Here is a 26,033-nt window from a genome sequence, read left to right on the forward strand (position 1 = left end):
GCCGCGCCGGGGGTGTTGCTCCGCCCTTCGGTCCGGCCATCCATGGCCGGACTCAGGGCCGCAGACCATCCATGGTCTGCTCTCCGCAACACCCCCGGCACGGCTCCCGCTTGAACGTTGGTGGGCTTCGGAGGAATGCTCTACCGAGCATCCGAAAGCAAATGACCGGTGCGGCGCCCGGGCCGGGCATATGCGGACAGCAGACCATGGATGGTCTGCGGCGGCGAGTCGGGCCATGGATGGCCCGACCGAGCCGGGGAGCATATCCCGGCCCGGGCGCCGCTGGCTCCGAAGCCCACGAACCCACCGCCTTGGTTTCGAAGCGACACTCAGAATTCGAGGTCGAGCGCCGCGCAGAGGTAGTCCATGAACGGCGCCATCGCCTTCAGGTCGCGCGCCAGCACGCTGCGCAGGCGAGGACCGGTCATGGTGGCGTCGTCGATGTCGCGCAGGGCGACGAAGTTGCGGCGGCGCAGATCGTCGATGTACTCGAAATCCGCATCGAATCCGCGCGGCGCGCGCACCAGCATCTCGCCCTCCGAGAGCCGGTAGCGGCGGCCGAACGCGCGCGCGTGCGCGGCGCGCGCCCAGCCGGCCGGGTTGTCGACGACGAACTGGCGGATCCGACGCAGCACCGGCGGCTCCGGGTGCCAGATGCCGGCGGCGATGAAGCAGGCGCCGGGCTGGAGATGCAGGTACCACGACGGCGCCGCGGTCTCGCGACTGCGCTCGTGGAACAGGCGGGCGCCCTGCCAGGTCTTGTAGGGCGTCTTGTCGTTGGCGAAGCGGGTATCGCGATGGATGCGGAACAGGGAGCCGCCGACCGGCTTCGGGTCCGACCGGTAGTGCGCGCTGACCGACAGCAGGTCGGGCTGCAGATCGACCAGCAGGCGACGGAACGGCTCGCGCACGTGCGCCTCGTAGTCCGGCTTGTGGGCCTGGAACCAGGCGCGCTCGTTGTGCCGCGCCAGCGCGCGCAGGAAACGGAACGAGCGTTCGGTGAAATAGGTCGTCATCAACCGAGCTCCGCGGCGAGCCTGCGCCCCCAGGCCTCGAGACGGTCGAGCAGCGCCAGGCGTGCACCGTCGCCGGAATTGGTGGCGCGCAGCGCGATGATCTCGCCGAAGAACTCCGGCAGCGACAGCTCGGACAGTTCCGTGCCCTCCGCCAGGCGCCGGCGCCGGTAGGCGTCCCAGCGCTCGCGCTCGGCGGCGTCGAGGGTGTGCGGCCAGTTGCGGGCGCGATAGCGGAACAGCAGTTCCGGCAGGCGCGCGTCCTGGAACCCGAACGCGCGCGTGCCCAGCGCCGCGGGCGGCGTGCCGCGCACCTCCGCCATGCGGCGGCGGTCGGCGTCGCCGATGAAGCCGTCGTAGAGCGCGGCGTCTGCGTCCGCCGGCTCGCGCGCAGCCTCCCTGGCATAGACGCTGCGGACCTTCTCGGCCAGCGCCGGCCCCACCTCGCGCAGCAGCGCCGCCCGCTCCATCACCTGGCCGCGGTCGATGCCCAGGCGGTCGATGTCGGCATGGGTGAGATGGTGCCAGGCCACCACGGCGGGGCAGCGGTTGAGGTGGATTTCCTTCAGGGCGACGCGCGACTCGCCGGGCGGCAGGTCCGCGGCCGGGGTATAGAGGCGGTCCGCGATCTCCTCCGGTTCCAGGTCGAGCAGCGGCCCCGGATCGGTGCCGAGGTCGAACACGATCACCCGGCTGTCGATGCGCGGGTGGCGCGCCAGCGGCAGCACCGGTGCCGCGCACATGCGCGTGGCCGGGTAGCGCTGCGAGACGTGCAGCGCCGGCTCCATGGCGATGATGTCGAGCAGGCCGGCGGCGTGGCGCTTGTCGCGCAGCCGCAGCGCATAGTCCCACAGGCGCGGCTGCGCCATGCGCAGGCGCCGCGCCAGGCCGATCAGCGCGCGCACGTCGGACAGCGCCTCGTGGGCGTCGCCGGTGCGCACGCCGTTCACCGTGGCCAGGTGTTCGAGCTTGAACGAGCAGGCGCCGTCCTCGCGTCTGGGCCAGGCCACGCCGTCGGGGCGCAGCGCGTAGGCCAGGCGCATGACGTCCAGCAGGTCCCAGCGCGAATTGCCGCCGCGCCACTCCCGTTCGTAGGGATCGTAGAAGTTCCGGTACAGCCCGCAGCGGACGAATTCGTCGTCGAAGCGCAGCGAGTTGTAGCCGACGCTGCAGGTACGCGGCCGCGACATCGCTTCGTGGATGCGGGCGAAGGCCTCGGCCTCGCCGATCCCGTCGCGCAGGGCGTCCTGCGGTGCGATGCCCGTCACCATGCTGGCGGCCGGCGTCGGCAGCAGGTCGTCGGCGGGGCGCACCATGAACTCGATCGGCGCTTCCAGCTCCTTCAGCGCTTCGTCGGTGCGGATGGCGGCGAACTGCGCGATGCGGGTGCGGCGTGGGTCGCTGCCGAAGGTCTCCAGGTCGTAGAACAGGAAGCTGGCGGCCATCAGAAGTCCTCCAGCGGCGCCAGCTGCGCGCGGACCTCGGCGTCGAGGGCGCCGCGATCGACTTGCTCCAGATCGTCGAGGCCGCGGGTGGCCCGCTCCAGGAGCGCGTGCTGGAGCCGGCTGCGTTCGAGCGCGACCGCGTAGGGGATGCGCATGAAGCTGACCATGGCGTAGCGAGGAACGAAGCGGTCCGGATGCCGCTGCTGCAGCTCCAGTTCGAGCGCGCGCTGCAGCAGGTAGTCGCTGTCGTCGACGCGGTCGCGCATCTCGCGGTAGTTCTCCAGCGCCATGTGCTGGATCGCCAGTGCGTTCGGCTGCCTTGCCGCCTGGAAGCCGGCGAACACCTCCTCCAGCGGCGCCTCGTCGCGCAGCCCGCGCGCCAGTTCCACGCAATCCTCGAACGCGCAGTTCATGCCCTGGCCGTGGAACGGCACCATGGCGTGCGCGGCGTCGCCGATCAGCACCGCGCGGCCGTCGAGGTGCCAGCGCTCCAGGTAGAGGGTGGCGAGCATGCCGGCCGGGTTGGCGGCCCAGTCGGCCTCGAGGCCAGGGATCAGCGGCAGCGCATCGGCGAAGTCGCGCGCGAACAGCGCCCGCGCCTGCGCCGGAGTGCGCACGGTATCGAAGCCGGGATTGCCGCGGTTGGGCATGAACAGGGTGACGGTGAAGGTGCGCTCGTCGTTGGGCAGGGCGATGCACATGTAGTCGCCGCGCGGCCAGATGTGCAGGGCGTTGGGCTCGATGCGGAAGCCGCCGTCGTCCGCCGGGGGAATCTCGAGCTCGCGGTAGCCGTGATCCAGCGGCTCCACACGTTCGCCGAGGTCGGCGACCCGCTGCATCGCCGCGCGCACCGCCGATCCCGCGCCGTCGGCGCCCACCAGCGCGGCGAAATCCACCTGCTCGGCGCTGCCGTCGCGATCGTCGACGAAGCGCGCGCTGCGGGCGTCGAAATCCACCGCGTCGAGGCGGCGGTCGAAGTGCAGGCGTGCGCCAGCCGCCTCGGCCAGCCCGATCAGGGTGAGGTTGAGGTCGCCGCGGTGCACCGACCAGATCACCTCCGAATCGTCGCGGCCGTAGCGTTGCAGCTGCAGGCTGCCGTCGGCGAAATGCACCATCCGGCCGCGCATCATCACCGCCTGGCGCATCACCGCGGCCTCGGCGCCGGCCTGCTCCAGCGCGTGGCGCCCGCGCTCGGCCAGGGCCAGGTTGATCGAGCGCCCGCCGCCGTAGCCGCGCAGGCGCGGATCGCCGCGCTTTTCGTAGACGTCGACGCGACGGCCGTCGCGCGCCAGCAGGATCGCCAGCAGCGCACCGGCCAGGCCGGCGCCGACGATCGTCAGGGGACGCGGCTGCGCGGCGCTCATGGGGCGCCTTCCGTCGGCATCCGGCTCATGCCGACGCCCAGGCCTCGACCGTGCGGACGAAACGCAGCACGTCGTCGTGGTTGTTGTAGAGGGGCGCCGGCGCGATGCGGATCACGTCCGGCTCGCGCCAATCGCCGATCACGCCGTTGGCCGACAGGTAGTCGAACAGGGCGCGGCCGGCATCGCGGCCCTCGCGCACCCGCAGCGACAGCTGGCAGCCACGGCGTTCCGGCTCGCGCGGGGTGGCGATCTCCAGCACGCGCGACAGGCGCGCCCCGATCAGCGTCTCCAGGTAACCGGTCAGGCGCAGCGACTTCTCGCGCAGCGCCGGCATCCCGGCCTGGCCGAACAGCTCGAGCGAGGCGCGCAGGGGCGCCATCGCCAGGATCGGCGGGTTGCTCAGCTGCCAGCCCTCGGCCCCGGGCGTGGGCACGAACTCCGGGCCCATGCGGAAACGGGTGGCCTTCTCGTGGCCCCACCAGCCGGCGAACCGCGGCCGGTCGGTGCGGGCGTGGCGCGCGTGGACGAAACACCCCGCCACGGCGCCCGGGCCGGAGTTCATGTACTTGTAGTGGCACCAGACCGCGAAGTCGGCGCCGCAGTCGTGCAGCGCCAGCGGCAGGTTGCCGGCGGCGTGGGCCAGGTCGAAGCCGACCACCGCGCCGGCGGCGTGGCCGAGCCGGGCGATCTCCGCAAGGTCGAAGGCCTGGCCGGTGCGGTACTGCACTCCGGGCCAGAGCACCAGCGCAAGGCGCGGACCGTGTTCGGCGACGGCGCGTTCGATCGCCGCCATCGAGATCGTGCCGGTGGGCTCGTCGGCCTCCAGCTCGATCAGATCGGTGGCCGGGTCGAAGCCGTGGAAGCGCAGCTGCGATTCCACGGCGTGGCGGTCGGAGGGGAACGCGCCGGCCTCCATCAGGATCGCCGGGCGCTCGCGGGTGGGCCGGTAGAAGCTGACCAGCATCAGGTGCAGGTTGGCGGTGAGCGAGTTCATCGCCACCACCTCGGCCGGCTGCGCGCCGACCACCCCGGCCAGGGCCTCGCAGACCAGTTCGTGGTACGGCATCCACTGGGCATGGCCGCGGAAGTGGCCCTCGACGGCCTCCATCGCCCACTTGTCCAGCACCTCCTCGACGTAGGCGCGTGCGCCGCGGGGCTGCAGGCCCAGCGAGTTGCCGCAGAAGTAGGCCTGCTCGGCGCCGTCGTGCAGCGGCACGTGAAACTGCGCGCGCAGCGCGCGCAGCGGATCGGCGCGGTCGAGGGCGTGCGCGTGGTCGATGGAGCAGGGGTCGGTCATGGCGGTCCGGGATCGGGGGCGAAGGCCGGCGCGCCCGCAAGAGAAGCGGATGCCGGTGGGCGCGCGCGGCGCCCGGCGCGGGAGGCGGCTGCGGTCATGAGAATCGCGACAGCGGCAGGTCCAGCCACTCCAGCGCGGTGCCGTGGTACAGGCGCGCCTGGGCGGCGGGGTCGAGGTCGAGCTCGGCGATGCCGGCGCCCGGGGTCTGTTCTCCGAGCGGGAACGGATAGTCGGTGCCGAGCATGACCCGCTCCGTGCCGCAGGTCTCGAGCAGGTAGCGCAGCGCGCGCGGGTCGGCCACCCAGGAATCGAAGTACAGCTGCTTGAGATAACCGCGCGGGTTGCCGGGGTTGTCGGTGGCGACCAGGTCCGGGCGCATCCGGAAGCCGTGCTCGATGCGGCCGATGGTGTAGGGGAAGCTGCCGCCGCCGTGGGCCATGCAGATCTTCAGCTTCGGCAGCCGCTCCAGCACCCCGCCGAACACCAGGCAGCAGGCGGCACGCGACTGCTCGGCCGGCATGCCGACCAGCCAGGGCAGCCAGTACTTGGGCATGCTGTCGCTGCCCATCATGTCCCAGGGGTGGACCAGCACCGCGGCGCCGAGGTCGGCGGCGGCCTCGAAGAACGGGAACAGCTCCGGCGCGTCGAGGTTCCAGTGCTCGTCGGCCGAACGCTGGATGTGCGAGCCGATCTGCACCCCCTGCAGGCCGAGCTGGTCCATGCAGCGCTCCAGCTCCTGGATCGCCAGCCGCGGCGACTGCAGCGGGACGGTCCCGATGCCGGCGTAGTGGCGCGGGTGATCGCGGCAGGTCCGCGCCATGTGGTCGTTGAGCGCCTGGTGCAGCTCCAGCGCCTGGTTGGCCTTGGCCCAGTAGCTGAACATCACCGGCACGGTGCTGATCACCTGCACCTGCACGCCGAACCGGGCGTAGTCGTCGATCCGCTCCTGCGCGTCCCAGGTCTTCGACCAGATCTCGCGGAAGAAGCGCCCGTCCTTGTAGATGCGGTGGCGGCCGTCGCTGGTGTGGTGGATCACCGGAAAGCGCGCATCGCCGTACTTGGCGGCCAGGTCCGGCCACTCGCGGGGCAGGTAGTGGGCGTGGATGTCGATCTTGAGCACGCCGTCATTCTACCGGAGCGGGCCGGCGGAGCGGTTCAGCCGTACTTCGCCGGCGCCGGGTTCAAGTGTCCGCACGCGTCGCAGGTACGGCGCTCGACCGAGGCATAGAAGCGGTCGAACACCGGGGGCAGGTCCTGCTCGATGTTCTCCAGCGCGAAGAACTCCTCGTAGAGCTTGTGGTTGCAGCGCTCGCAATACCACATCAGGCCGTCCTGCTCGTGCGGCAGGCGCTTGCGTTCGATCACCAGGCCGACCGAATCCGGTCCGCGCTGCGGAGAGTGGGGAATCCGCGGCGGCAGCAGGAAGGTCTCGCCGGCGCGGATCGGGATGTCGCGCGGCTTGCCGTCCTCCTGCACTCGCAGGGTCATCTCGCCCTCGAGCTGGTGGAACCACTCCGGGCCTTCGTCCCAGTGGTAGTCGGTGCGCTGGTTGGGGCCGCCGACCACCATGACGATGAAGTCGCCGTCGTAGATGCACTTGTTGCCGACCGGCGGCTTGAGCAGGTGCCGGTGCTCGTCGATCCAGGCCTGCAGGTTGATCGGTTCCGGGAGCATGTCGGTTCGCCTCGCTGGATCAATCGTCGGATCGGGCGCGGTCCGGCGGCAGCGCCGCCACGCATTTCAACTCTATCGCGATCGGGGTGGGCAGGGCGTCGATACCGAGGGTGGTGCGGCAGGGGGCGGTGTCCGGATCGGGAAAGTACTCGGCCCAGACCGCGTTGTAGGCGGCGAAGTCCTCGGCCATATCGGTGAGATACACGGTGACGTCGACCAGGTCCTCCCAGCGCGCGCCGCTCGCCTCGAGCACCGCGCGCACGTTGGCGAATACCGTGCGGGCCTGGGCGTCGATGTCGTAGCTGGTCAGCCGCCCCTGCGCATCGCTGACGTTGCCGCGGATCGCCCCAGTGGCGGGGTCGCGCGGTCCGATCCCGGACAGGAACAGCAGGTCGCCGACCCGCCGGGCGTGCGGATAGCTGCCGACCGGGGTCGGGGCGGTATCGGTGCGCACCGAGCGACCGGACATTTCAGCGGTCCTCGCGATCGGCGCGGATCCGCTCGAGGGCGGGCTCGTACTGCGCGGAGAGCGCGCCGGGACCGTCGATGGAGAGTCCCAGGTCGTGCACCCGGCCGTCGCGCAACGAATACACCCAGGCGTGCACCGCCAGCTTCTGGCCGCGCGCCCAGGCCTCGCGGACCACGGTGGATTCGCAGACGTTGATCATCTGCTCCAGCGCGTTGAGTTCGCACAGGCGGTCGTGGCGGATCTCCTCGTCGTCGATGGCTTCGATGATGGCGCGGTGCTTGTGCTTGACGTCCTTGACGTGGCGGATCCAGTTGTCCGCCAGGCCGACGCGGCGGCCGTCGAGCGCCGCGCCGACGCCGGCGCAACCGTAGTGGCCGACCACCAGGATGTGCTCCACCTCCAGCACGTCGATCCCGAACTGGATCACCGACAGGCAGTTGAGGTCGGTATGCACCACCACATTGGCGACGTTGCGGTGTACGAAGACCTCGCCGGGGCTCATGTCGATGATCTGGTTGGCCGGCACGCGCGAATCCGAGCAGCCGATCCACAGGTACTTGGGCTTCTGGATCCGCGACAGCCGGGCGAAGAAGCCGGGGTCCTCGGCCTCGACGCGCGCGGCCCAGTTGCGGTTGCGTTCGAGCAGTTCGTGCAGGCGGTACATGGGTGTTCCTGGTTTTGCGAATGTCAGGTGGCGATGCAGACGTTGCGCGGCTCGGTGAAGAAGCGCATCGCTTCCAGGCCGCCCTCGCGGCCGAGCCCGGAGCGGCCCATGCCGCCGAACGGGGTGCGCAGGTCGCGCATCAGCCAGGTGTTGATCCACACCACGCCGGCGCGCAGCTCGGCGCCCATGCGGTGAGCGCGCGCCAGGTCGCGGGTCCAGACCGACGCGGCCAGGCCGTAGTCGCCGGCGTTGGCCAGCGCCAGCGCCTGGTCGTCGTCGTCGAACGGCTGCAGGGTCACGACCGGTCCGAAGATCTCCTCGCGATTGGTGGCGCAGTCGGGCCCCAGGCCCTCGATCACCGTCGGCGCGACGAACCAGCCGGGCCGCGGCAGCGCCTCGCCGCCGCAGAGCACGGTGGCGCCCTCGTCGCGGGCGCGGGCGATCGCCGCCGTCACCTTGTCGAAATGCGCCTGCGAGACCAGCGGGCCGAGGCGGGCGTCCGAGTCCATCGGATCGCCGACCCGCAGCGCCAGCGCGCCCGCGACGAAGGCGTCGCGGAACGCTTCGTAGATGCTCCGCTCGACCAGGATCCGCGAGCCGCACAGGCAGATCTGCCCGGAATTCTGGAACGCCGAGCGCAGCAACACGTCCAGCTGCGCGCGCCAGTCGCTGTCGGCGAACACCAGGGTCGGGTTCTTGCCGCCGAGCTCCAGAGAGACCTTCTTCAGCAGCGGGCCGGCGATCCCGGCGATGCGCTGGCCGACGGCGGTGCTGCCGGTGAAGGAGACCGCGCCCACGCCGGGGTGGCGGACGAGGGCCTCGCCGGCGCCCGGACCGCGGCCGTGGACCAGGTTGAGCACGCCGGCCGGCAAGCCGATCGCGGCTGCGAGGTCGCCCAGCAGCGCGGCGCTGGCCGGCGTCACCTCCGAAGGCTTGGCGACCACGGTGTTGCCGGCGGCCAGGGCCGGCGCGATCTTCCAGGTGAGCAGGTACAGCGGCAGGTTCCAGGGCGAGATCGTGCCGACCACGCCCAGCGGCGCGCGCAGGGTGTAGTTGAGCCCGGCCTGGCCGTGGTGCGATTCGCTGGCGAACTGGGTGGCGGCGTGGGCGAAGAAGCGCAGGTTGGCCACCGCGCGCGGGATCTCGACCTCGCGCGCCAGGGCGTAGGGCTTGCCGCCGTCGCGCGCCTCGGCATGGGCGAAATCGTCGGCCTTGGCCTCGAGGGCGTCGGCCAGCCGCTCCAGCCAGCGCGCGCGCCGGTCGTTGGGCAGGGCCGACCATGCCGGGAACGCCGCGGCGGCCGCGGCGACCGCGGCAGCGACGTCGGTGGCGTCGCCGTCCGCGACCTCGGCATAGGTCTTGCCGAGCGCCGGCTCGTGCACCGGCAGCCAGCCGCCGCCCGCCGGATCGCGCATCCGGCCGTCGATGAAATGTCCGAAACGTCGCATCGCGCCATCTTACCGTGGCCGGCGCCGCCGCCTGTGGTGGAGGCGCGGGTGCGCGCCCGACGCAGGGCCAGCCCACCTGCCCAGCGCGACGGCGGGTCCGTGCACGGCGTCGGTCCGGACGGCAGCGCCATCCGGGCAGACGCCGGAGCGCTTCGTGCCGGAACTTCGGCGACGGACCCGTTTCCGTCGTTCCCGCGCAGATCCTGCTGCGGCTTCGGCGAGGGCAGGCGCTTCGCCGGGACGGCGGCGCTGGAGACGCTCGGAAAGATGCCCTAGCTCTGGCACCGCGGGCAGAAATACAGTCGCCGTCCGCCGGCTTCGCGGCGCTCGATCGGCGTGGTGCAGGCCTCGCAGGGCAGGCCTGCGCGGCCGAACACCCGGAAGCGGAAGCCGTCCGGAGTGTCGGTGACGTAGTCGGCGCGCATCCCGGAAGCCGGCGCGATGCCGCGGGTGCGGTAGCTGCGTGCCGGCACCGCCAGCAGCGCGGCGGCCAGGCGCCGCAGCGCCTCGGCATCGAGGTCCGCCGGCCTGCGCGCGGCATCGATGCCCGCCTCGAACAGCACCTCCGCGCGCAGGTAGTTGCCCATCCCGGCCAGGAACCCCTGGTCCAGCAGCAGTCCCGCCAGGCGGCGGCGGGCGAAGCGCGGATCGCGCAGGCGCTCCTCGACCGCGGCTGCGCAAAGGCAGGCGTCCAGGACGTCGGGGCCGATGCGGGCGAGGAAGGGGTGGGTGGCGAGCGCGTCGGTCTTCCACATCGCCACGTCAGATGCCGAGTACAGCAGGATCGCGCGCCCGGCGGTTTCCAGCGCCACGCGCAGCGAGCGACGCTCGTCCGGCCGCTCGCCCGCCGCAGCCACCCGCCAGACGCCGTAGAGCTGGTTGTGCGTGTACAGCGTCCAGCCGTGGTCGAAACGGGTCAGCAGCGCCTTGCCGCGGGGCTCGATCGCCTCCACGAGGCGCCCGCGCAGCGCGCGCTGGTGGCGCTTCAGCGCCGGGAACGCGAACCACGCCGACACCAGCGGCTGCCCCACCACCGCGGCGGCAAGACGATCGGCGGCGCGGCGGATTTCGGGGCCTTCGGGCATGGGCGGGAATCGGGAATCGGGAAAGGGGAATCGATTCGGCGCAAAGGAGCGGGAGTCGCCTGGCGCCCGCTCGGTTCCAGCACAGGCGGCCGGATCGGCGACAGGTGGATCGGAACGGCGCGCTCGTGGCTAGTCCGATTCCCGATTCCCGGCCTTCAGATCGACTGCATCCGCCCCCCGTCGACGGCCAGGCTGACGCCATTCACGTAGGCGGCGGCGGGCGAGCAGAGGAAGGCGATCACGCCGCCGGTCTCTTCCGGGCGCGCGAAGCGGCCGGCGGGGACGGTGGCCTGCATGGCGGCGCGCACGGCGTCCTCGTCGCGGCCTTCCTTGCCGGCGCGGTCGCGAACGATCTGCTCGATGCGGCCGGTCTCGGTGAACCCGGGCAGCACGTTGTTGACGGTGATGCCTTCGGGCGCCAGTTCGCGCGACAGCGTCTTGGCCCAGCCGGCCACCGCGCCGCGCACCGTGTTGGAGACGCCGAGGCCGGGGATCGGCTCGCGCACCGAGGTGGAGACGACGTTGACGATGCGGCCCCAGCGCGCCGCGCGCATGCCGGGAAGCAGCGCCTGCACCAGCGTCTGCCCGGCGATCAGGTGCCTGCGGAAAGCCTCGAGATAGGCCTCGGCGTCGGCGCCGTGCGCCGGCCCCCCCGGCGGACCGCCGGTGTTGTTGACGAGGATCTGGACGGGGCGCTCCGCGACCAGGGCTTCCACCTGCGTGCGCAGGGCCTCGGGGCGGGCGAGGTCGGCGGCGAGCCAGCCGTGGCGCTGCGCGCGCGGGCGCGGCAGGGCTTCGGCCACCGCCTGCAGCGCGTCGGCGCGCCGCGACAGCACCGTGATGTCGGCGCCGAGCAGGGCAAGCTCGTGCGCGGCGGCGCGGCCGATGCCCTCGGAGGCGCCGCATACCAGCGCATGTCTGCCGGAGAGGTCCAGGTCCATGTCGTTGCGATGCCTTCTTGGTGCCGCCGGGGCGATGGCGACAGCTTAGCAGCGCGATGCGAGGCAGCAGGCCGGTGGTGGCGCGCGGCCCCGGACGGTACCGAGGTCGCGGGACCGCGGCCCGCCTGGCCGTCTCCGCAGGCACGACCGGTCCCGTAGAGACGAGCTTGCTCGGCTGGGGGGCTCCGGGGCCGGAGCCGGAAGCAGCGGAGCAGGCTCCGCTCTACGGGCGAGGTGCCTTGCCGGGCTGGCGCTCGCGCATCAGCGCCGCAACGGCGCGCGCGTCGTCGGTCCCGGCGGTCGCCAGCGCCCCGGCCACCGCCTCGCGATTCGCCGGCGGGTGGTTCTGGTGCAGCTTGAATTTCAGCTCGATCCGGTCCGGCCGGAAGCGGAAGCCGGTGATGCCGCGCAGCTGCGCGGCGAATCGCGGCTCGGCGGGATCGAAGCGCCAATCGCTGCCGGCGCGGGCTTCGAAGCGCTCGCTCAGGCGCAGCACCAGGTCTCCCAGCGCGGCGTCGTCCGCGTAGGACTCGAGCGTTCCGTACAGATGCGCGGCGGCGTAGTTCCAGGTCGGTACCCGCGCTGCCGGCTCCTTGTCGGGATACCAGTTCGGCGAGACATAGGCATGCGGGCCGTGCACGATCAGTAGCGCCGGCCCGGGGGCGGCCTGCGGGTTGGGGCGCGCCCAGTGGCCTTCGACGAGGATGCCGGCCGCGTCGCGCCGGTACAGCACCGGCAGGTGCGAGGCGAACGGCAGCCCGTCGGCGGCGGTGGTGACCAGGGTCGCGAAGGGGTCGGCCTTGAGCAGGCGGTCCAGCGCCGCCAGGTCCGGTTCGGCGAACGCGCGGGGTGTGTACACGGGTGCCGGGCTCAGGCGCGGCCGCCGAGCCGCTGCATCATCCGCGGCCGCAGCTGCTCGTCGGAATCGGCCCGCGGCGGCGCGAGTTCGTCGAGCGCGAAGCCGCGTTCCAGGGCGTCCTCGCCGTCGAGGCCGTCGTACGCCACGAACCCGGCGTCCAGCAGCGCGCCGCGGGCGCTGTCCTCGGTGTCGTAGCTCAGGGTGTTGCCGTCGCTGTCGAAGACCTCGGCGGTGCCGCCGGCGCGGATGCGCAGGCGCGCCCAGACCACGGTGCGGCCCAGGGTAGCCAGCCACCATTCGTCGTAGACGGCGGGCGAGGCGGGATCGCGGGGCTCTTTCATGCCAGCCACCATAGCCAGAGCAGGGCCGCCATGCCCAGCCCGAACAGCACGGTCAGCAATGCGATCCGTGCCGGCGTGGCCAGGCCGGTGAACTGGCGGTCGCGGGACTCGCGATAGCCGCCCGACAGCAGCCAGTGCAGCGCCGCGGGGCGCAGGAACGCGCCATCGCCCAGGCGCGCCCGCAGCGCCGGGTCGCGCTCGCGCAGGTGCACCAGCGACAGCGGCCAGAAGATCACGAAGGCGCAGGCGCCGCCGATGGCGATGCCGACGAAGCAGAGGGCGAGGAACAGGATCACGGCTCTTTCAGAACTCGGCGTGGCCGGGCGCCCGCGGGTAGGGAATGGCGTCGCGGATGTTCGACAGCCCGCACACGTACACCACCAGGCGTTCGAAGCCGAGCCCGAAGCCGGCGTGCGGCACGGTGCCGTAGCGGCGGAAGTCGCGGTACCAGCCGTAGTGCTCGCGGTCCAGGCCGAACTGGTCCATGCGCGCGTCCAGCACGTCGAGGCGCTCCTCGCGCTGGCTGCCGCCGATGATCTCGCCGATCCCGGGGGCCAGCACGTCCATCGCCGCGACGGTGCGGCCGTCGTCGTTCAGGCGCATGTAGAACGCCTTGATGTGCTCGGGGTAGTCGGTGACCACGACCGGGCGGCCGACGTGCTGCTCGGTCAGCCAGCGCTCGTGCTCGGTCTGCAGATCCAGGCCCCATTCGACCGGGAACTCGAATTTCTGCCCCGACTTTTGCAGCAGGTCCACCGCGGTGCTGTAGTCGATGCGCTCGAACGGCGCATTGACGAAGCCCTCCAGGCGGGCGATGGCGTCCTTCTGCACGCGTTCGGCGATGAAGGCCATGTCGTCGCCGCGCTCGTCGAGCACGGCGCGGAACAGGTACTTGAGGAAGTCCTCGGCCACGCGCGCGTCCTCGGCCAGGTCGGCGAAGGCGATCTCCGGCTCGACCATCCAGAACTCGGCCAGATGGCGGGTGGTGTTGGAATTCTCGGCGCGGAAGGTCGGCCCGAACGTGTAGACCTTGCTCAGGGCCAGGCAGTAGCCCTCGACGTTGAGCTGGCCCGAGACGGTGAGGAAGGCCTCGCAGCCGAAGAAATCGCGCGAGAAGTCGACCGCGCCGTCCTCGCCCAGTGGCAGGTTGGCCAGGTCCAGGGTGGAGACCCGGAACATCTGCCCGGCGCCCTCGGCGTCGGAGGTGGTGATGATCGGCGTGCTGATCCAGTAGTAGCCGTGCTCGTGGAAATAGCGGTGCACCGCCTTGGCAAGGCAGTCGCGGATGCGGGTGACCGCGCCGAACAGGTTGGTGCGCGGGCGCAAGTGCGCCACCTCGCGCAGGAACTCCAGCGAGTGCGCCTTGGGCTGGATCGGATAGGTCTCGGGATCGTCCACCCAGCCGACCACCTCGACCTCCGCAGCCTGGATCTCGAAGCTCTGGCCCTTGCCCTGCGAGCGCACCAGGGTGCCGCGGGCGACCACCGCGCAGCCGGCGCTCAGCCGCCGCACCTCGGACTCGTAGTTGCCCAGCGCGTCGGGCGCGACGATCTGGATCGGCGCGAAACAGGAGCCATCGCTGAGGTTGACGAAGCTCAGCCCCGCCTTGGAGTCGCGGCGGGTGCGTACCCAGCCGCGGACCGTTACCTCGCCGCCCTCGGGGACCTTGCCCGCGAGCGCCTGTGCCACGCTGACCGTCGTCATGCCTTGAATTCCGGGTTCGATGAACGGATATCGGAGCCATGCAGTTTACCCAAGTCGTGCACGGCCGGGCTGCGGTACGCGAGCGTTCCCGTGGCGTGATCGTTCGATTCCGCCCCAGGGAGTAGAATCGGCACATGGCCATCCGTCTCACCCCCGTCGCGCTCGAACGCGTCAAGAGCTTTCTCGCTGCCTCGCCCAGGGCGCTGGGCCTGCGCTTCGGCGTCGAACGCACCGGCTGCTCGGGCTGGGGCTACGCGGTCGACCTGGCGCACGAGGAGCGCCCCGGCGACCGGATCAGCGAGCAGGACGGGGTCCGCATCTACGTCGACGCCGACAGCGCGCCGCTCGTGGACGGCACCGAGATCGACTTCGCCCGTCAGGGGCTGAACCAGCAGTTCCGCTTCCGCAATCCCAACGTGGCCGCCGAGTGCGGCTGCGGCGAGAGCTTCACCACCACGGCCGACCGCGCCGCCTGAACGGGCCGCGGACCGTCCGGTCGCTTGCCCGCAAGTCTTTGATCCGCCATAATGCGCGGCTCGCTGCGGCCCTGCCGCCGCGAGCCCCTTGCCCCACCGCGTCCGGGTTCCGGCCGACGGGGGGCTGTCCGAGCCGCGCGGGCGCGCCCGCACGGTCGATAACCGAAAGGAAACTCCCATGCGTCACTACGAAATCGTGTTCCTGGTCCACCCGGACCAGAGCGAGCAGGTGCCCGCCATGATCGAGCGCTACACCACGCTGATCGAGGGCGGCGAGGGCAAGATCCACCGGCTCGAGGATTGGGGCCGCCGCCAGCTGGCCTACCCGATCAACAACCTGGTCAAGGCCCACTACGTGATGTTCAACATCGAGGCCGGCCAGGCCGTGCTCGACGAACTCGTCGGCACCTTCCGCTTCAACGACGCGATCCTGCGCCACCTGGTGATCCGCCGCGACGAGCCGGTGACCGAGCAGTCGCTGATCATGAAGAACAAGGACGACAAGGGCGACAAGCCCGAGCGCGGCGAGCGCCGCCGTCGCGACGGGGACGAGGGTTCCTCGGGCGACAACGAGAAGTCCGAGCAGGCCGACAAGGCCGATGACACCGCCGAAGCCGCCTGACCAAAGCCTTCTAGGAGCAGCGCACCCATGTCCAAGTTCTTTCGCCGCCGCAAGTTCTGCAAGTTCACCGCCGAGGGCGTCAAGGAGATCGACTACAAGGATCTCAACACCCTGCGCCAGAACCTGACCGAGAACGGCAAGATCGTTCCCAGCCGCATCACCGGCACCAAGTCGCGCTACCAGCGCCAGCTGGCCACCGCGGTCAAGCGCGCCCGCTTCCTGGCGCTGATTCCCTACACCGACAACCACAACGTCTGAGGGGCAGGGACGCGTGGGCGGCGGCGACGCCGCCGCGGGTTCGGGAAACGGGACGAGCGCGCAGTGCGTGCCCGCCGCGTGTCCCGCTCCTCTCCACGGTTCCCGCTTCTCGTCCGTTCGGACAGCTGAAAGTTGCGGCGCAGCGCCGGTCCCGCCGGCGCGGCGTCACTAACGAACACGGAGCATACCCATGCAACTGATTTTGCTGCAGAAGATCACCAACCTCGGCAACCTCGGCGACAAGGTCACGGTCAAGCCGGGCTACGGTCGCAACTACCTGGTGCCGCAGGGCAAGGCGGTCCCCGCCACGGCGGCCAACCTGGCCGAGTTCGAGAGCCGCCGCGCCGAGTACGAGGCCAAGGCCAAGGCGGCCCACGAGGAGGCCTCGGGCCGCCTGGGCAAGCTGGAGGGCGCCAGCATCGCCATCAAGGTCAACGCTTCGCCCGAGGGCAAGCTGTACGGTTCGGTCGGTCCGCGCGACATCGCCGAGGCGCTGACGGCACAGACCGGGGTCGAGGTGGAGAAGTCGGAAGTGGTGCTGGGCGAGGGCCCGTTCCGCCACGTCGGCGAGTACGAGGTGCTGGTGCACCTGCATGCCGACGTCGAGACCACGATCAAGCTCGCGATCGAGCCGGAAGCGGCGGCGATCTGAGCCGGCGACGCCGGCTGCACCACGGACGGGCGCCGCGAGGCGCCCGTTTTCGTTCGGCGGCGCCCGGCCGGGCGTAGCTTCGCCGCCGGCGCCCGGCCGGCGCGCTCGATGCCGCCGGTCGGGTCGCAGGCGCTGAGACGACGCGGCGATAGGAAAGCGGTGTTATCCACAGCTTGTTCCATCGCGTGCCCACAGCCGGACCGCCTACGATGCCCCACCGCAGCCACCTGGCCGTCTTCGGACGGCCCGCACCGCAGGAGCAGTTCCCGCCCATGCCCGCACGTCCAGAGCGCCGCGACTTCGGTCACGACAGTCGCATCGAGCAGCTGCGCGTGCCGCCGCAGTCGGTGGAGGCGGAACAGGCGGTCCTCGGCGGACTGATGCTGTCGCCGGACGCCTACGACCGCATCGCCGACATGCTGGTCGACAACGACTTCTACCGCCGCGACCACCAGCTGATCTATCGCGCCATCCGCGAGCTGGCGGAGAAGAACAGGCCCTACGACGCGGTCACCCTGGGCGAGTGGTTCGAATCGCAGGGGCTCGCCGAGCAGGTCGCCGGCGGCGCCTACCTGGTGGAACTGGCCAGCACTACGGCCTCGGCCGCGAACATCAAGGCCTATGCCGAGATCGTCCGCGACAAGGCGGTGCTGCGGCAGTTGATCGACGTCGGCACCGGCATCGTCAACGACGGCTTCCAGCCCGAGGGCCGCGAAAGCCAGGAGCTGCTCGCCAGCGCCGAGCAGGCGGTGTTCGCCATCGCCGAGGCCGGCGCGCGCGGCCGCACCGACTTCACTCCGGTCAACAAGGCGATGGCCGAGGCGTTCGACGTGCTGCAGACGCGCTACGCCAACGGCGGCGGCATCACCGGGCTGCCGACCGGCTACGACGAGTTCGACCAGATGACCGCCGGCCTGCAGCCGACCGACCTGCTGATCCTGGCGGCGCGCCCGGCGATGGGAAAGACCACGTTCGCGCTCAACATCGCCGAGTACGCCGCGCTCAAGACCAGGAAGGCGGTGGCGGTGTTCTCGATGGAAATGTCGGCAAGCCAGCTGGCGCTGCGCCTGATCTCGTCCAATGGCCGCATCAACGCGACCCGGCTGCGTACCGGCCAGCTCGAGGACGAGGACTGGAGCCGGGTGACCAGCGCGATCCGCATGATCAAGGACACGCGCATCTTCATCGACGACACCCCGGCGCTGTCGCCCGAGGTGCTGCGCGCCAAGTCGCGGCGGCTCAAGCGCGAGCACGATCTCGGACTGATCGTGATCGACTACCTGCAGCTGATGGCGGTGCCGGGCAACAGCGAGAACCGCGCCACCGAAATCTCCGAGATCTCGCGCTCGCTCAAGGGCCTGGCCAAGGAACTCAACGTGCCGGTGATCGCGCTGTCGCAGCTCAACCGCTCGCTGGAGTCGCGCACCGACAAGCGCCCGGTGATGGCCGACCTGCGCGAGTCGGGCGCGATCGAGCAGGACGCCGACGTGATCGTCTTCATCTACCGCGACGAGTACTACAACAAGGAAAACTCGCCGGACAAGGGCCTGGCCGAGATCATCATCGGCAAGCAGCGAAACGGCCCGACCGGCTCGTTCAAGCTGAAGTTCTTCGGCGAGTACACCCGCTTCGACAACCTGGCGCACGATTCGGTCGGCAGTTTCGAGTAGCGCGCCGCGCCGGGCAGGGCAGGGCCATCCGTCGCCGCGAGCCGTCACCGTCGCCGCGGGGAGCGCCATCGAATCGCCTGCAGGCGATTCGAACCCTCAAGAGCACCTTCGGTCGACCGCGCGGGCCGGGAGCTGCGCCGGTGGCGTTGCTCCGCCCGCGCCAGGCAGGTCCATCCGCGGCGGCGTCGCAGCACCGTCGCCACGGGGCGGCGCCAGCGAATAGCCGAACTCGATAGAAGGTTCTGCCGTCTATCGAAGAGCGACTTCGGCTGGCAGCGCGGGGCGTGAGCTGTGCCGGGGCACTGCTCCCGCTGCAGCGATGGCCGGCTCCGGAAGGATGGGCCGCCAGGCATCCGAGAATCGCTGGGACGGCTCCGCCGCCTCCCGTAGAGCCGAGCTCGCTCGGCTGCGCAGGCTCCGGAGCCGGGAGCAGCGGAGCAAGCTCCGCACGCCATACAATCCGACCCCATGCCGCGCGCCACCACCGCCACCTTCCACAGCGATGCCGTCCGTCACAACCTGGGCGAGGTGCGCCGGCGCGCGCCCGGCAGCCGGGTGATGGCGATGGTGAAGGCCGACGGTTATGGACATGGACTGGAGCGCGTGGTGCGCGCGCTGCCCGATGCCGATGCCTTCGGCGTCGCCTCGCTCGAGGATGTCGCGCGCATCCGCGCCCTCGGCCTGGCGCAGCCGGTGCTGCTGCTGTCCGGCTTCGATGCGGCGGAGGACCTGGCGCAGCTGCGGCAGCTCCGGGCCGACAGCGTGATCCATCACGCCAGCCAGCTCGAGATGCTGGAGCAGTGCGACGGCGGCGCCCCGATCCGATGCTGGCTCAAGGTCGACTCCGGCATGCACCGGCTGGGCTTCGCGCCCGCCGACGTGCGCGACGCGCATGCCCGGCTGGCAGCGTTGCCGCAGGTGGCCGAGATCGTGCTGATGACCCACTTCGCCAGCTCCGACGAGTTCGCCGCCAGCGGCACCCGCAACTGCGACCAGACCCGGAGGCAGCTGCGGACGTTCGCCGAGGCCACCGCGGGGCTGCCCGGCGCGCGCTCGCTGGCCAATTCCACCGCCGTCCTCGGCTGGCCGCAGGCGCATGCCGACTGGGTGCGGCCGGGCGGCGCGCTGTACGGCATGTCGGTGGTGGCCGGCCGCCCGGGGCCGGAATTCGGGCTGCGCCCGGCCATGACGTTCTCGGCCCGGCTGATCGCCGTCAACCGCATCGCCCGGGGCGAGCGGATCGGCTACTCGGCCACCTGGGAATGCCCCGAAGACATGCCTGTGGGCGTGGCCGCCGCAGGCTACGGCGACGGCTATCCGCGCCACGCGCCTTCGGGGACTCCGGTCCTGGTGAACGGTCGGCAAGCCGCGACCGTCGGCCGCGTGTCGATGGACCTGATGGCGATCGACCTGCGCACGCAGCCCGATGCCCGCCCCGGCGACCCGGTGGTGCTGTGGGGCGAGGGGTTGCCCGTCGACACGGTGGCGGCCGCGGCCGGCACCATCGGCTACCAGTTGACCTGCGGGATCGCCGGCCGCGTGCGCCGCCGCGAGGGCTGAGGCCGCGCCGCGACGCCAGGAGCCGGACGCGGCCGGTTCACTCGCCGGCAACGCGGCGGCCCGCTACCCTCGCGCCCAGCGACCCTCGGAGCCCTGGGCATGATCGACAACGCGCGGTTGCCGGCTGCAGGCGGGCCTGGAGTCCATCGCGGACGCCACGGCGACGGCAACGTGGCGCCGCGCTGATGGCGATCGCCCTGGTCTGGTTGCGCGACGACCTGCGCCTGGACGACAACCCGGCGCTGCGCGCGGCGCTCGAAGGCGGCTATGTTCCGCTGGCGGTGCACGTGCACGCACCGGAGGAGGAAGGCGGCTGGGCGCCGGGCAACGCCTCCAATGCATGGCGCCATCGTTCGCTGCGGGCACTGGACGACGAGTTGCGCACGCGCGGCTCGCGGCTGCGCCTCTTCCGCGGGCCGACCCTGCAGACCCTGCAGTCGCTGCTGGCCGCCACGGACGCCGAAGCGGTGTTCTGGAACCGCCGCTACGAGCCCGCCGTCGAGGCGCGAGACGCCGGGATCAAGCGTGCGCTGCGGGCGCAGGGCGTGCGTGCGGAAAGCTTCAACGGCGCCCTGCTGTTCGAGCCCTGGCAGGTCGGGACCCGGCAGGGCGATCCGTACCGCGTCTTCACCCCCTACTGGAGGACGGCGCTGGCGGGCTGGCGCGAGCCGCGGCTCTGGGAGGCGCCGGCGGTCTGGCCCGCGCTGCCCGACGAGGACGCCGTACCCCACGGCGTGACGCTGGAGGCGCTGCACCTGGTGCCCGGCCGCGACTGGGACGCGGAATTCTGGCAGCGATTCGCTCCCGGCGAGGCCGGCGCCCGCGCGGCGCTGGCGTCGTTCCTGGAGCAGGGACTGCACGGGTACGGTACGCGGCGCGATGTTCCCGGTTGCCGCGGCACGTCGCGGCTGTCGCCGCATCTTCATTTCGGCGAGGTGTCGGTGGCGCGGGTGGCGGCCGCGGTCCGCGCCGCGGATGCGCCGGCGGGCGACGTCGAGCGTTTCCTCGCCGAGCTCGGCTGGCGCGAGTTCGCGCACCACGTGCTGCATCACTTCCCGCACACCGCGGACGCGGACCTCAACCCGCGCTTCCGCGATTTCCCGTGGGCACCGCCTCAGCCGCGGATCCTGCGCGCCTGGCAGCGCGGGCGCACCGGCGTGCCCATCGTCGATGCCGGCATGCGCGAGCTGTGGCGGACCGGGTGGATGCACAACCGCGTCCGCATGATCGTCGCCAGCTACCTCACCAAGCACCTGCGCATGCACTGGCGCCACGGCGCGCGCTGGTTCTGGGACACCCTGGTGGACGCCGACCTGGCCAGCAACAGCCTCGGCTGGCAATGGACCGCGGGGACGGGCGCGGATGCCGCGCCCTATGTGCGGGTCTTCAACCCGGTGGTGCAGGCGGCGCGCTTCGACCCGGACGGCGCCTACATCGCGCGCTGGCTGCCGGAGCTGGGCTCGCTGCCGCTGCCGCTGCGCTACGCCCCGTGGGAGGATCCGGCCGCGCTGCGGCGTGCGGCGCCGGAGTACCCGCGGCGGCCACTGGTGGAGCCGGCGGAAGGCAGGCGCGCGGCGCTGCGCGCGTATGCGGCCGTGGCCGCGCCGGGACCCGCGGCACCGAACGGACGCGCCCGCCGCGGTTGATCGCCGCGCGGCCAACCCCTGTAGAGCCGAGCTTGCTCGGCTGCGCGGGCTCCGGAGCCTGGAGCAGCGGAGCAAGCTCCGCTCTACGGATGCGCGGGCGGGCCGGCGTCGAGGCACCGCGCGTTTGACGCTCTTTGCGGGCGCGTGGTTCACTCGCGCACGGTCCGAGGGAGCTGGGATGGCCACCGAGAACACGCGCCGGCGTCCGCGCCGGGAGCCGATGTCGCGGGTCGATACCGCGTGGCTGCGGATGGAGAAGCCGAGCAACCCGATGATGATCACGGGCGTGCTCATGCTCGACGAGCCGCTGGCGCTCGACGACCTGCGGCGCCTGGTGGCCGAACGCTTCCTCGCCTACGCGCGGTTCCGGCAGAAGCCGGTGGACGCGGCGACGGGCTGCTGCTGGCAGGACGATGCGCGCTTCGAGATCGACTGGCACGTGCAGGGCGCCACGCTGCCCGGGCGCGGCGGCAAGGGCGCCCTCGAGCGCTTCGCCAGCCGGCTGGCCTCGTCGGCGCTGGAGAAGGGCCGGCCGCTGTGGCAGTTCCACCTGGTCGAGCGCTACGGGGCCGGGTCGGCGCTGGTGGCGCGCATCCATCATTGCTACGCCGACGGCATGGCCCTGGTGCAGGTGCTGCTCTCGTTGACCGACACAGTGCGCGACCCCGCGGCCGGGAAGGACCTGTCGCGCGCGTGGCTGCGGCGGGACGGAGAGGAGGTGGCGCGCCGGGTCGGCGCGATCCAGCGCTACCGGCGCCTGGGCGGCAGGGCGCTCGGCAAGGGCATCGAGATGTACCGCGATCCGGGCCTGGCCGCGATGCTGGCGCGAGAAGGCGGGGAGATCGCCCGCGAGCTGCTGACCGCGCTGTCGCTCCCGGACGATCCGCCGTCGCTGCTGCGCGGGCGCCTGGGCAACAGCAAGCGCGTGGCCTGGGCCGAGCCGCTGGATCTGGACGAGGTGAAGGCGGTCGGCCGCGCCTGCGGCTGCACCGTCAACGACGTGCTGATGGCCGCTGCCGCCGGCGCCCTGCGCGGCTACATCCACGGCCGTGGCGAGTCCACCGAAGGGATGACCCTGCGCGCCACGGTGCCGGTGAACCTGCGCCCGCTCGAGCACGCGCGCAAGCTGGGCAACCACTTCGGCCTGGTGTTCCTCGACCTGCCGGTGGGGGAGCCCAATCCCGTGCGCCGGCTGGCGCGCGTGTCCGAGTGCATGTCGAAACTCAAGAATTCCAAGCAGGCCATTGTCGCGTATGGACTTCTTGCGGCGCTGGGGATGGCGCCGCAGCCGCTGCAGGAGGCCGCCTTGGCGCTGCTCAGCCGCAAGGCCACCGCGGTGGCCACCAACGTGCCCGGTCCGCAGCAGCCGCTGTATCTGGCCGGATGCGCGGTGCGCGAGATGATGTTCTGGGTGCCGCAGACCGGCTCGATCGGCATCGGCGTCTCGATCCTCAGCTACAACGGCCGCGTGCATTTCGGGCTCATCGCGGATGCGCGGCTGGTTCCCGATCCCGACGCGGTGATCCGGCGGTTCCGGCCCGAGTTCGAGAAACTGCTGTACCTGGCGCTGATGGGCGACTGGGATGCAGCGCTCGCGCCGGAGGCCGCCGAGGCGCTGCTCGACGATCGGCGCTAGCGCAGAGCGTCCTGCGCGCGACAGCTTCCGGCCGGAGGCCGGCAGGACGACCGCCGGTTCCTGAATGGGGGGTATCCGCGCAGGGTCGCGTTGTGCCATCCGTCACTCTGCTACGACCGCGGCGTGGTTAGCTTTACTCCCGTATTCACACCGCGCCGGCCATGCCGGCCATCGACAGGAGAGGACGATGCGCAACTTCACTCGCGCCGGTATCGCCACCGCAGTGGCCAGCGTGCTGCTGGCAGGCGGTTGTGCCAGCTACACCGGCCAGACCACCGATCCGAACGATCCCAACCGCACCCGCACCGGGGCCCTGGTCGGCGCAGGCATCGGCGCAGTGGCCGGCCTGCTCAGCGGCGGCGACGCCACCGAGCGCCGCCAGCGCGCCATGGTCGGGGCAGGCGCAGGCGCGCTCGCCGGCGGCGCCGTGGGTGCCTACCAGGACCGTCAGGAAGCCGAATTGCGCCGCCAGATGGCGGGCACCGGAGTGGACGTGGTGCGGCAGGGCGACAACATCACCCTCAACATGCCGGGCAGCATCACCTTCGGCTTCGACCAGTCCAGCATCCAGCCGCAGTTCCATCCGGTGCTGGACAACGTTGCCAATACGCTGCGCGAGTACGACCAGACGATCATCGAGGTCGCCGGCCATACCGACAGCGTCGGCAGCGACAGCTACAACCAGCAGCTGTCGGAGCGCCGCGCGCAGGCCGTGGCGGCGTACCTCGGTGCCAAGGGCATCTCGCAGCAGCGCATGATCACGGTCGGCGCCGGCAAGACTCGCCCGATCGCCGACAACAGCACCGATGCCGGGCGCGCGCAGAACCGTCGCGTCGAGATCACCCTGGTGCCGGTCCGCGCCTGACCACGCGAGACAGCGAAGCCACGAAGGGGCCGCGCAAGCGGCCCTTTTTTTTGGTTCTTCACCCAAGTCCGGGGAAGGCTGCCCGGATCTTCAGGAAGAAGTAGGCGTCGTCGCGGTAGCCGTAGGCCACACGCTTGATGACCTTGATCCTGTTGTTGATGCCTTCGACCAGGTTGGTGCCTAGAGGCCAACGGCAGTGGGCCAGGATGCCCGGCAAGTACGGCTCCAGCCGGCGGACGAAGACCTTGAGCGGTTCCAGGCCGCTGCGCAGGGCGCGGCGCTTCCAGCTTTTCCAGAACTTCCGTGCCCAAGCCTCGCTGCGGTAGCGCCATAGCTGCTTCAGGTCGTCCTTGAGTAGGTACACCGTCAGCAAGGCGCGGTTGGCGGCCAGCAGTTCGTCCAGCTTCACTGCCTGCTCGGGCGGGACGTTCTCGCGGTTGCGCAGCAGCAGCCAGCGTGAGGTCTTGACCACCTGCCGTGCAGGCTTGTCGTTGCACAGCCGGTTGGCTTCGTCTACCCGCACCCGGTCGATCACCTCGCGGCCGTACTTGGCCACGACGTGGAACAGGTCGTAGACCACCTCGGCATTGGGACAGTGCTGCTTCACCTCCAGGTCGTAGGCCGTGTTCATGTCCATCGCCACCGCGCGTAGTGCGTGGCAACCTTCCGGCCCGAGCAACTCGAAGAAGGGCCGCACCTCAGTCCGGGAGCGGCCACGACCCACCCACAGCACCCGTTTGCGCTCCGGTTCCACTACCACGGTTGCGTACCGGTGGCCCTTCTGGATCGCAAACTCGTCCATCGCAATCACCGTCACCCCCGTCAGGTCGATCGGTCCCAGCGTCCGCTCTAGATGCTGGAAGTCGATCCGCTTGACCGTCTTCCAGTCCAGCCCGAACCAGCGCGCCGCCTGCAGGATCGAGGTCACCGCGCACAGCCGGGCTACGCTCTCGGCCAGCCTCCGGGTGACTCGTGCATGGCGGTCCAGCCAGTCCAGCTGCTCCAGCCGTGGCCCGCAACCCGGGCAAGCCAGCCGCAACCGCGGCACCACCAGCTCCACGGGGTCCTCGAACACTGGCAAGTCCCGGATCCGGCGCTCACTGCGGTCGTGAAGCGCCGCAACCGCCTGCCCGCAGCCCGAGCAATGACGCGCTGCCTCGGTTCGAGGTTCCAGTTCCACAACCAGCCAGCGGCGATCGCCCCGACGCTCATGCCGCCAACCCGACACCCCATACCCCACCCAGCCGCCTAGCTGGGCAATACAATCTCCATCGGCCACGGCCGGCCCCAGTTTGTTGTCTAGACACCAACAATTCTGCCCGGTCGGCCGTGCGCCTCTCCCTCAGATGGGAGAAGAACCTTTTTTTCGACCTGCTGTTCGCATTTCCCGCCCGCATGCAGTGTAGGCGAATTGCTGCCGGCTGTCCGAGAGCCCGATCCTCCGCAGCCCGTCATCGTTGGAACGGCGCCGCGTGTTCCGCCTTCGCGCGGCTGAGCAGCGCATGCAGCATTTCCGTGGAAAGGCCATGCAGGACCAGGCGGAAGCCAGCGCGCAGGGTGGTCAGCGGCACCAGCGGGTGCTTGTTGTTGAGGAACACCAGGTAGTCCGGCCGCTGCAGCAGCGTGGCGCAGTAGATGCCGATGGTTTCGTCGAGCTGCAGCGAATTGGTGGCGCGCCAGAAATCGTTGTCGGTCAGGAACAGCTGGTAGACCGGCGTGTACACCTCGATCGCGGTCTGCAGGTCGATGAAGTTGGTCCAGCGCCGCGGCATCTCCTCCAGGCGCAGCGGCGGCGGTTCGATCATCGAGAAATCGAGGCCGGCCGGCGGCTGGATCGGCCGCCCGCCGAGCGCGCGGTTGAGCTCGATGACGAAATTGAACAGGTTGAGATCGTGCTGCAGGAACACGTCGTCGCGCAGCGCATCGATGTCGGCGGGGCGCAGCGGGTGCGAGGGCAGTTCGCGGCCGGGCAGGGCGTTGCGACCGATGAAGGCCAGCACCTGGGAGCCGAGGTGGAAGTGGCGCAGGATCAGCCAGTTCGCCTCCGGGCGCACGAAGGTCTTCATGCCCCACACGATGGTGCGGTGCAGCCACTTCGACGAGGTCAGGCCGTTCGGCAGCACGATCTTCAGCAGCTGGATCAGCACGATCGACAGCCGCGCCAGCGGCCGCACCACCGGCAGCACGAACTGCCGCGAACGCGACGCCGCGTCCGCCAGCCAGGCGCGCTTGACCTCGTCGGCCAGCGGCCCGCTGGCGTCCAGGTACAGCGCCAGCCATGGGTTCGGGTCGCGCGGGTCGTGCGGGGCGTCGAGCCAGTCCTCGGTCCTGCTCATTCGCGATC

The 26,033-nt window shown here is 71.1% G+C and carries 26 protein-coding genes; 9 read left to right on the forward strand and 17 right to left on the reverse strand.

Annotation, left to right across the window (positions count from 1 at the left end):
• Positions 1 to 329: 329 nt before the first annotated feature.
• The 15 genes from H0E84_RS14280 to asnS form a co-directional block, all read right to left on the reverse strand.
• Positions 330 to 1,016, reverse strand: a complete 687-nt coding sequence (locus H0E84_RS14280; protein ID WP_180679322.1) for a DUF2461 domain-containing protein — start codon at positions 1,014 to 1,016, stop codon at positions 330 to 332.
• The gene (gene sbcB / locus H0E84_RS14285) at positions 1,016 to 2,458 is read right to left on the reverse strand and encodes an exodeoxyribonuclease I (RefSeq protein WP_180679323.1); all 1,443 of its coding nucleotides are present in this window, start codon (positions 2,456 to 2,458) and stop codon (positions 1,016 to 1,018) included. The genes H0E84_RS14280 and sbcB overlap by 1 nt, the downstream gene beginning before the upstream one ends.
• Positions 2,458 to 3,822: an FAD-dependent oxidoreductase gene (locus tag H0E84_RS14290; protein ID WP_180679324.1), complete on the reverse strand. Its 1,365-nt coding sequence runs from the start codon at positions 3,820 to 3,822 to the stop codon at positions 2,458 to 2,460. The genes sbcB and H0E84_RS14290 overlap by 1 nt, the downstream gene beginning before the upstream one ends.
• Before the next feature lie 25 nt (positions 3,823 to 3,847).
• A complete protein-coding gene (gene kynU / locus H0E84_RS14295; protein WP_180679325.1) occupies positions 3,848 to 5,119 on the reverse strand; it encodes a kynureninase in 1,272 nt (423 codons plus the stop codon).
• 94 nt (positions 5,120 to 5,213) lie between these two features.
• Positions 5,214 to 6,239, reverse strand: coding sequence for an amidohydrolase family protein (locus H0E84_RS14300; protein WP_180679326.1), 1,026 nt, complete (start codon positions 6,237 to 6,239; stop codon positions 5,214 to 5,216).
• 35 nt (positions 6,240 to 6,274) lie between these two features.
• On the reverse strand, positions 6,275 to 6,793 hold the full coding sequence (locus H0E84_RS14305; protein WP_180679327.1) for a 3-hydroxyanthranilate 3,4-dioxygenase: 519 nt from the start codon (positions 6,791 to 6,793) through the stop codon (positions 6,275 to 6,277).
• 19 nt (positions 6,794 to 6,812) lie between these two features.
• Positions 6,813 to 7,262, reverse strand: coding sequence for a RidA family protein (locus H0E84_RS14310; RefSeq protein WP_180679328.1), 450 nt, complete (start codon positions 7,260 to 7,262; stop codon positions 6,813 to 6,815).
• 1 nt (position 7,263) lies between these two features.
• A complete protein-coding gene (can, locus tag H0E84_RS14315; RefSeq protein ID WP_180679329.1) occupies positions 7,264 to 7,926 on the reverse strand; it encodes a carbonate dehydratase in 663 nt (220 codons plus the stop codon).
• A 23-nt stretch (positions 7,927 to 7,949) separates the two neighbouring features.
• On the reverse strand, positions 7,950 to 9,374 hold the full coding sequence (locus tag H0E84_RS14320) for an aldehyde dehydrogenase (protein WP_180679330.1): 1,425 nt from the start codon (positions 9,372 to 9,374) through the stop codon (positions 7,950 to 7,952).
• 272 nt (positions 9,375 to 9,646) lie between these two features.
• Positions 9,647 to 10,459 (reverse strand): endonuclease VIII, encoded by an 813-nt coding sequence (nei, locus tag H0E84_RS14325; RefSeq protein WP_180679331.1) that lies wholly within the window; start codon positions 10,457 to 10,459, stop codon positions 9,647 to 9,649.
• A 155-nt stretch (positions 10,460 to 10,614) separates the two neighbouring features.
• Complete coding sequence (locus H0E84_RS14330; protein WP_180679332.1) at positions 10,615 to 11,400, reverse strand: SDR family oxidoreductase; 786 nt, start codon at positions 11,398 to 11,400, stop codon at positions 10,615 to 10,617.
• A 223-nt stretch (positions 11,401 to 11,623) separates the two neighbouring features.
• Positions 11,624 to 12,259: an FMN-binding negative transcriptional regulator gene (locus H0E84_RS14335; RefSeq protein WP_180679333.1), complete on the reverse strand. Its 636-nt coding sequence runs from the start codon at positions 12,257 to 12,259 to the stop codon at positions 11,624 to 11,626.
• Between the two features lie 11 nt (positions 12,260 to 12,270).
• Positions 12,271 to 12,600 (reverse strand): hypothetical protein, encoded by a 330-nt coding sequence (locus H0E84_RS14340; RefSeq protein WP_180679334.1) that lies wholly within the window; start codon positions 12,598 to 12,600, stop codon positions 12,271 to 12,273.
• The gene (locus H0E84_RS14345; protein WP_180679335.1) at positions 12,597 to 12,896 is read right to left on the reverse strand and encodes a hypothetical protein; all 300 of its coding nucleotides are present in this window, start codon (positions 12,894 to 12,896) and stop codon (positions 12,597 to 12,599) included. Before H0E84_RS14345 ends, H0E84_RS14340 begins: the two co-directional genes overlap by 4 nt.
• A 7-nt stretch (positions 12,897 to 12,903) precedes the next feature.
• Positions 12,904 to 14,304, reverse strand: a complete 1,401-nt coding sequence (asnS, locus tag H0E84_RS14350; RefSeq protein WP_180679336.1) for an asparagine--tRNA ligase — start codon at positions 14,302 to 14,304, stop codon at positions 12,904 to 12,906.
• 134 nt (positions 14,305 to 14,438) lie between these two features.
• On the opposite strand from asnS, the gene H0E84_RS14355 reads away from it, so the two are divergent.
• The 9 genes from H0E84_RS14355 (at position 14,439) to H0E84_RS14395 (ending at position 23,689) form a co-directional block, all read left to right on the forward strand.
• Positions 14,439 to 14,780, forward strand: a complete 342-nt coding sequence (locus tag H0E84_RS14355) for a HesB/IscA family protein (RefSeq protein ID WP_180679337.1) — start codon at positions 14,439 to 14,441, stop codon at positions 14,778 to 14,780.
• Positions 14,781 to 14,958: 178 nt separating this feature from the next.
• Positions 14,959 to 15,402 carry a 30S ribosomal protein S6 gene (gene rpsF, locus H0E84_RS14360; RefSeq protein WP_180679338.1) on the forward strand — a complete coding sequence of 148 codons (444 nt, stop codon included), beginning with the start codon at positions 14,959 to 14,961 and terminating at the stop codon, positions 15,400 to 15,402.
• Positions 15,403 to 15,429: 27 nt separating this feature from the next.
• Positions 15,430 to 15,660: a 30S ribosomal protein S18 gene (rpsR, locus tag H0E84_RS14365; RefSeq protein WP_096208774.1), complete on the forward strand. Its 231-nt coding sequence runs from the start codon at positions 15,430 to 15,432 to the stop codon at positions 15,658 to 15,660.
• Positions 15,661 to 15,850: 190 nt separating this feature from the next.
• A complete protein-coding gene (rplI, locus tag H0E84_RS14370) occupies positions 15,851 to 16,312 on the forward strand; it encodes a 50S ribosomal protein L9 (RefSeq protein WP_180679339.1) in 462 nt (153 codons plus the stop codon).
• A gap of 272 nt (positions 16,313 to 16,584) precedes the next feature.
• Positions 16,585 to 17,982, forward strand: a complete 1,398-nt coding sequence (locus tag H0E84_RS14375; RefSeq protein WP_180679340.1) for a replicative DNA helicase — start codon at positions 16,585 to 16,587, stop codon at positions 17,980 to 17,982.
• Between the two features lie 468 nt (positions 17,983 to 18,450).
• Positions 18,451 to 19,542, forward strand: a complete 1,092-nt coding sequence (gene alr, locus H0E84_RS14380; protein ID WP_180679341.1) for an alanine racemase — start codon at positions 18,451 to 18,453, stop codon at positions 19,540 to 19,542.
• A gap of 185 nt (positions 19,543 to 19,727) precedes the next feature.
• Complete coding sequence (locus H0E84_RS14385) at positions 19,728 to 21,188, forward strand: cryptochrome/photolyase family protein (protein WP_180679342.1); 1,461 nt, start codon at positions 19,728 to 19,730, stop codon at positions 21,186 to 21,188.
• A gap of 178 nt (positions 21,189 to 21,366) precedes the next feature.
• Positions 21,367 to 22,824 carry a WS/DGAT/MGAT family O-acyltransferase gene (locus H0E84_RS14390; protein WP_180679343.1) on the forward strand — a complete coding sequence of 486 codons (1,458 nt, stop codon included), beginning with the start codon at positions 21,367 to 21,369 and terminating at the stop codon, positions 22,822 to 22,824.
• A 187-nt stretch (positions 22,825 to 23,011) separates the two neighbouring features.
• Positions 23,012 to 23,689 carry a YiaD family glycine zipper/OmpA-like lipoprotein gene (locus H0E84_RS14395; RefSeq protein WP_180679344.1) on the forward strand — a complete coding sequence of 226 codons (678 nt, stop codon included), beginning with the start codon at positions 23,012 to 23,014 and terminating at the stop codon, positions 23,687 to 23,689.
• 58 nt (positions 23,690 to 23,747) lie between these two features.
• On the opposite strand, the gene H0E84_RS14400 is transcribed toward H0E84_RS14395, so the two are convergent.
• Positions 23,748 to 24,968, reverse strand: coding sequence for an ISL3 family transposase (locus H0E84_RS14400; RefSeq protein WP_180679345.1), 1,221 nt, complete (start codon positions 24,966 to 24,968; stop codon positions 23,748 to 23,750).
• A gap of 172 nt (positions 24,969 to 25,140) precedes the next feature.
• Entirely contained in the window at positions 25,141 to 26,025 is an 885-nt protein-coding gene (locus H0E84_RS14405; protein WP_180679346.1) for a DUF6999 family protein, read from the reverse strand.
• Positions 26,026 to 26,033 lie beyond the last annotated feature (8 nt).

The sequence above is a fragment of the Luteimonas salinisoli genome (assembly GCF_013425525.1).
GTDB lineage: Bacteria > Pseudomonadota > Gammaproteobacteria > Xanthomonadales > Xanthomonadaceae > Luteimonas > Luteimonas salinisoli.

Bases quoted from the DNA above. Each gene is read 5' to 3' on its own strand.
- H0E84_RS14395 (WP_180679344.1), top strand. From the start codon at position 23,012: ATGCGCAACTTCACTCGCGCCGGTATCGCCACCGCAGTGGCCAGCGTG.
- rpsF (WP_180679338.1), top strand. From the start codon at position 14,959: ATGCGTCACTACGAAATCGTGTTCCTGGTCCACCCGGACCAGAGCGAG.
- can (WP_180679329.1), bottom strand. From the start codon at position 7,926: ATGTACCGCCTGCACGAACTGCTCGAACGCAACCGCAACTGGGCCGCG.
- H0E84_RS14340 (WP_180679334.1), bottom strand. From the start codon at position 12,600: ATGAAAGAGCCCCGCGATCCCGCCTCGCCCGCCGTCTACGACGAATGG.
- H0E84_RS14385 (WP_180679342.1), top strand. From the start codon at position 19,728: ATGGCGATCGCCCTGGTCTGGTTGCGCGACGACCTGCGCCTGGACGAC.
- H0E84_RS14310 (WP_180679328.1), bottom strand. From the start codon at position 7,262: ATGTCCGGTCGCTCGGTGCGCACCGATACCGCCCCGACCCCGGTCGGC.
- alr (WP_180679341.1), top strand. From the start codon at position 18,451: ATGCCGCGCGCCACCACCGCCACCTTCCACAGCGATGCCGTCCGTCAC.
- H0E84_RS14320 (WP_180679330.1), bottom strand. From the start codon at position 9,374: ATGCGACGTTTCGGACATTTCATCGACGGCCGGATGCGCGATCCGGCG.
- H0E84_RS14355 (WP_180679337.1), top strand. From the start codon at position 14,439: ATGGCCATCCGTCTCACCCCCGTCGCGCTCGAACGCGTCAAGAGCTTT.
- asnS (WP_180679336.1), bottom strand. From the start codon at position 14,304: ATGACGACGGTCAGCGTGGCACAGGCGCTCGCGGGCAAGGTCCCCGAG.
- H0E84_RS14280 (WP_180679322.1), bottom strand. From the start codon at position 1,016: ATGACGACCTATTTCACCGAACGCTCGTTCCGTTTCCTGCGCGCGCTG.
- rpsR (WP_096208774.1), top strand. From the start codon at position 15,430: ATGTCCAAGTTCTTTCGCCGCCGCAAGTTCTGCAAGTTCACCGCCGAG.
- sbcB (WP_180679323.1), bottom strand. From the start codon at position 2,458: ATGGCCGCCAGCTTCCTGTTCTACGACCTGGAGACCTTCGGCAGCGAC.
- H0E84_RS14405 (WP_180679346.1), bottom strand. From the start codon at position 26,025: ATGAGCAGGACCGAGGACTGGCTCGACGCCCCGCACGACCCGCGCGAC.
- nei (WP_180679331.1), bottom strand. From the start codon at position 10,459: ATGCCCGAAGGCCCCGAAATCCGCCGCGCCGCCGATCGTCTTGCCGCC.
- H0E84_RS14375 (WP_180679340.1), top strand. From the start codon at position 16,585: ATGCCCGCACGTCCAGAGCGCCGCGACTTCGGTCACGACAGTCGCATC.
- rplI (WP_180679339.1), top strand. From the start codon at position 15,851: ATGCAACTGATTTTGCTGCAGAAGATCACCAACCTCGGCAACCTCGGC.
- H0E84_RS14390 (WP_180679343.1), top strand. From the start codon at position 21,367: ATGGCCACCGAGAACACGCGCCGGCGTCCGCGCCGGGAGCCGATGTCG.
- H0E84_RS14330 (WP_180679332.1), bottom strand. From the start codon at position 11,400: ATGGACCTGGACCTCTCCGGCAGACATGCGCTGGTATGCGGCGCCTCC.
- kynU (WP_180679325.1), bottom strand. From the start codon at position 5,119: ATGACCGACCCCTGCTCCATCGACCACGCGCACGCCCTCGACCGCGCC.
- H0E84_RS14290 (WP_180679324.1), bottom strand. From the start codon at position 3,822: ATGAGCGCCGCGCAGCCGCGTCCCCTGACGATCGTCGGCGCCGGCCTG.
- H0E84_RS14305 (WP_180679327.1), bottom strand. From the start codon at position 6,793: ATGCTCCCGGAACCGATCAACCTGCAGGCCTGGATCGACGAGCACCGG.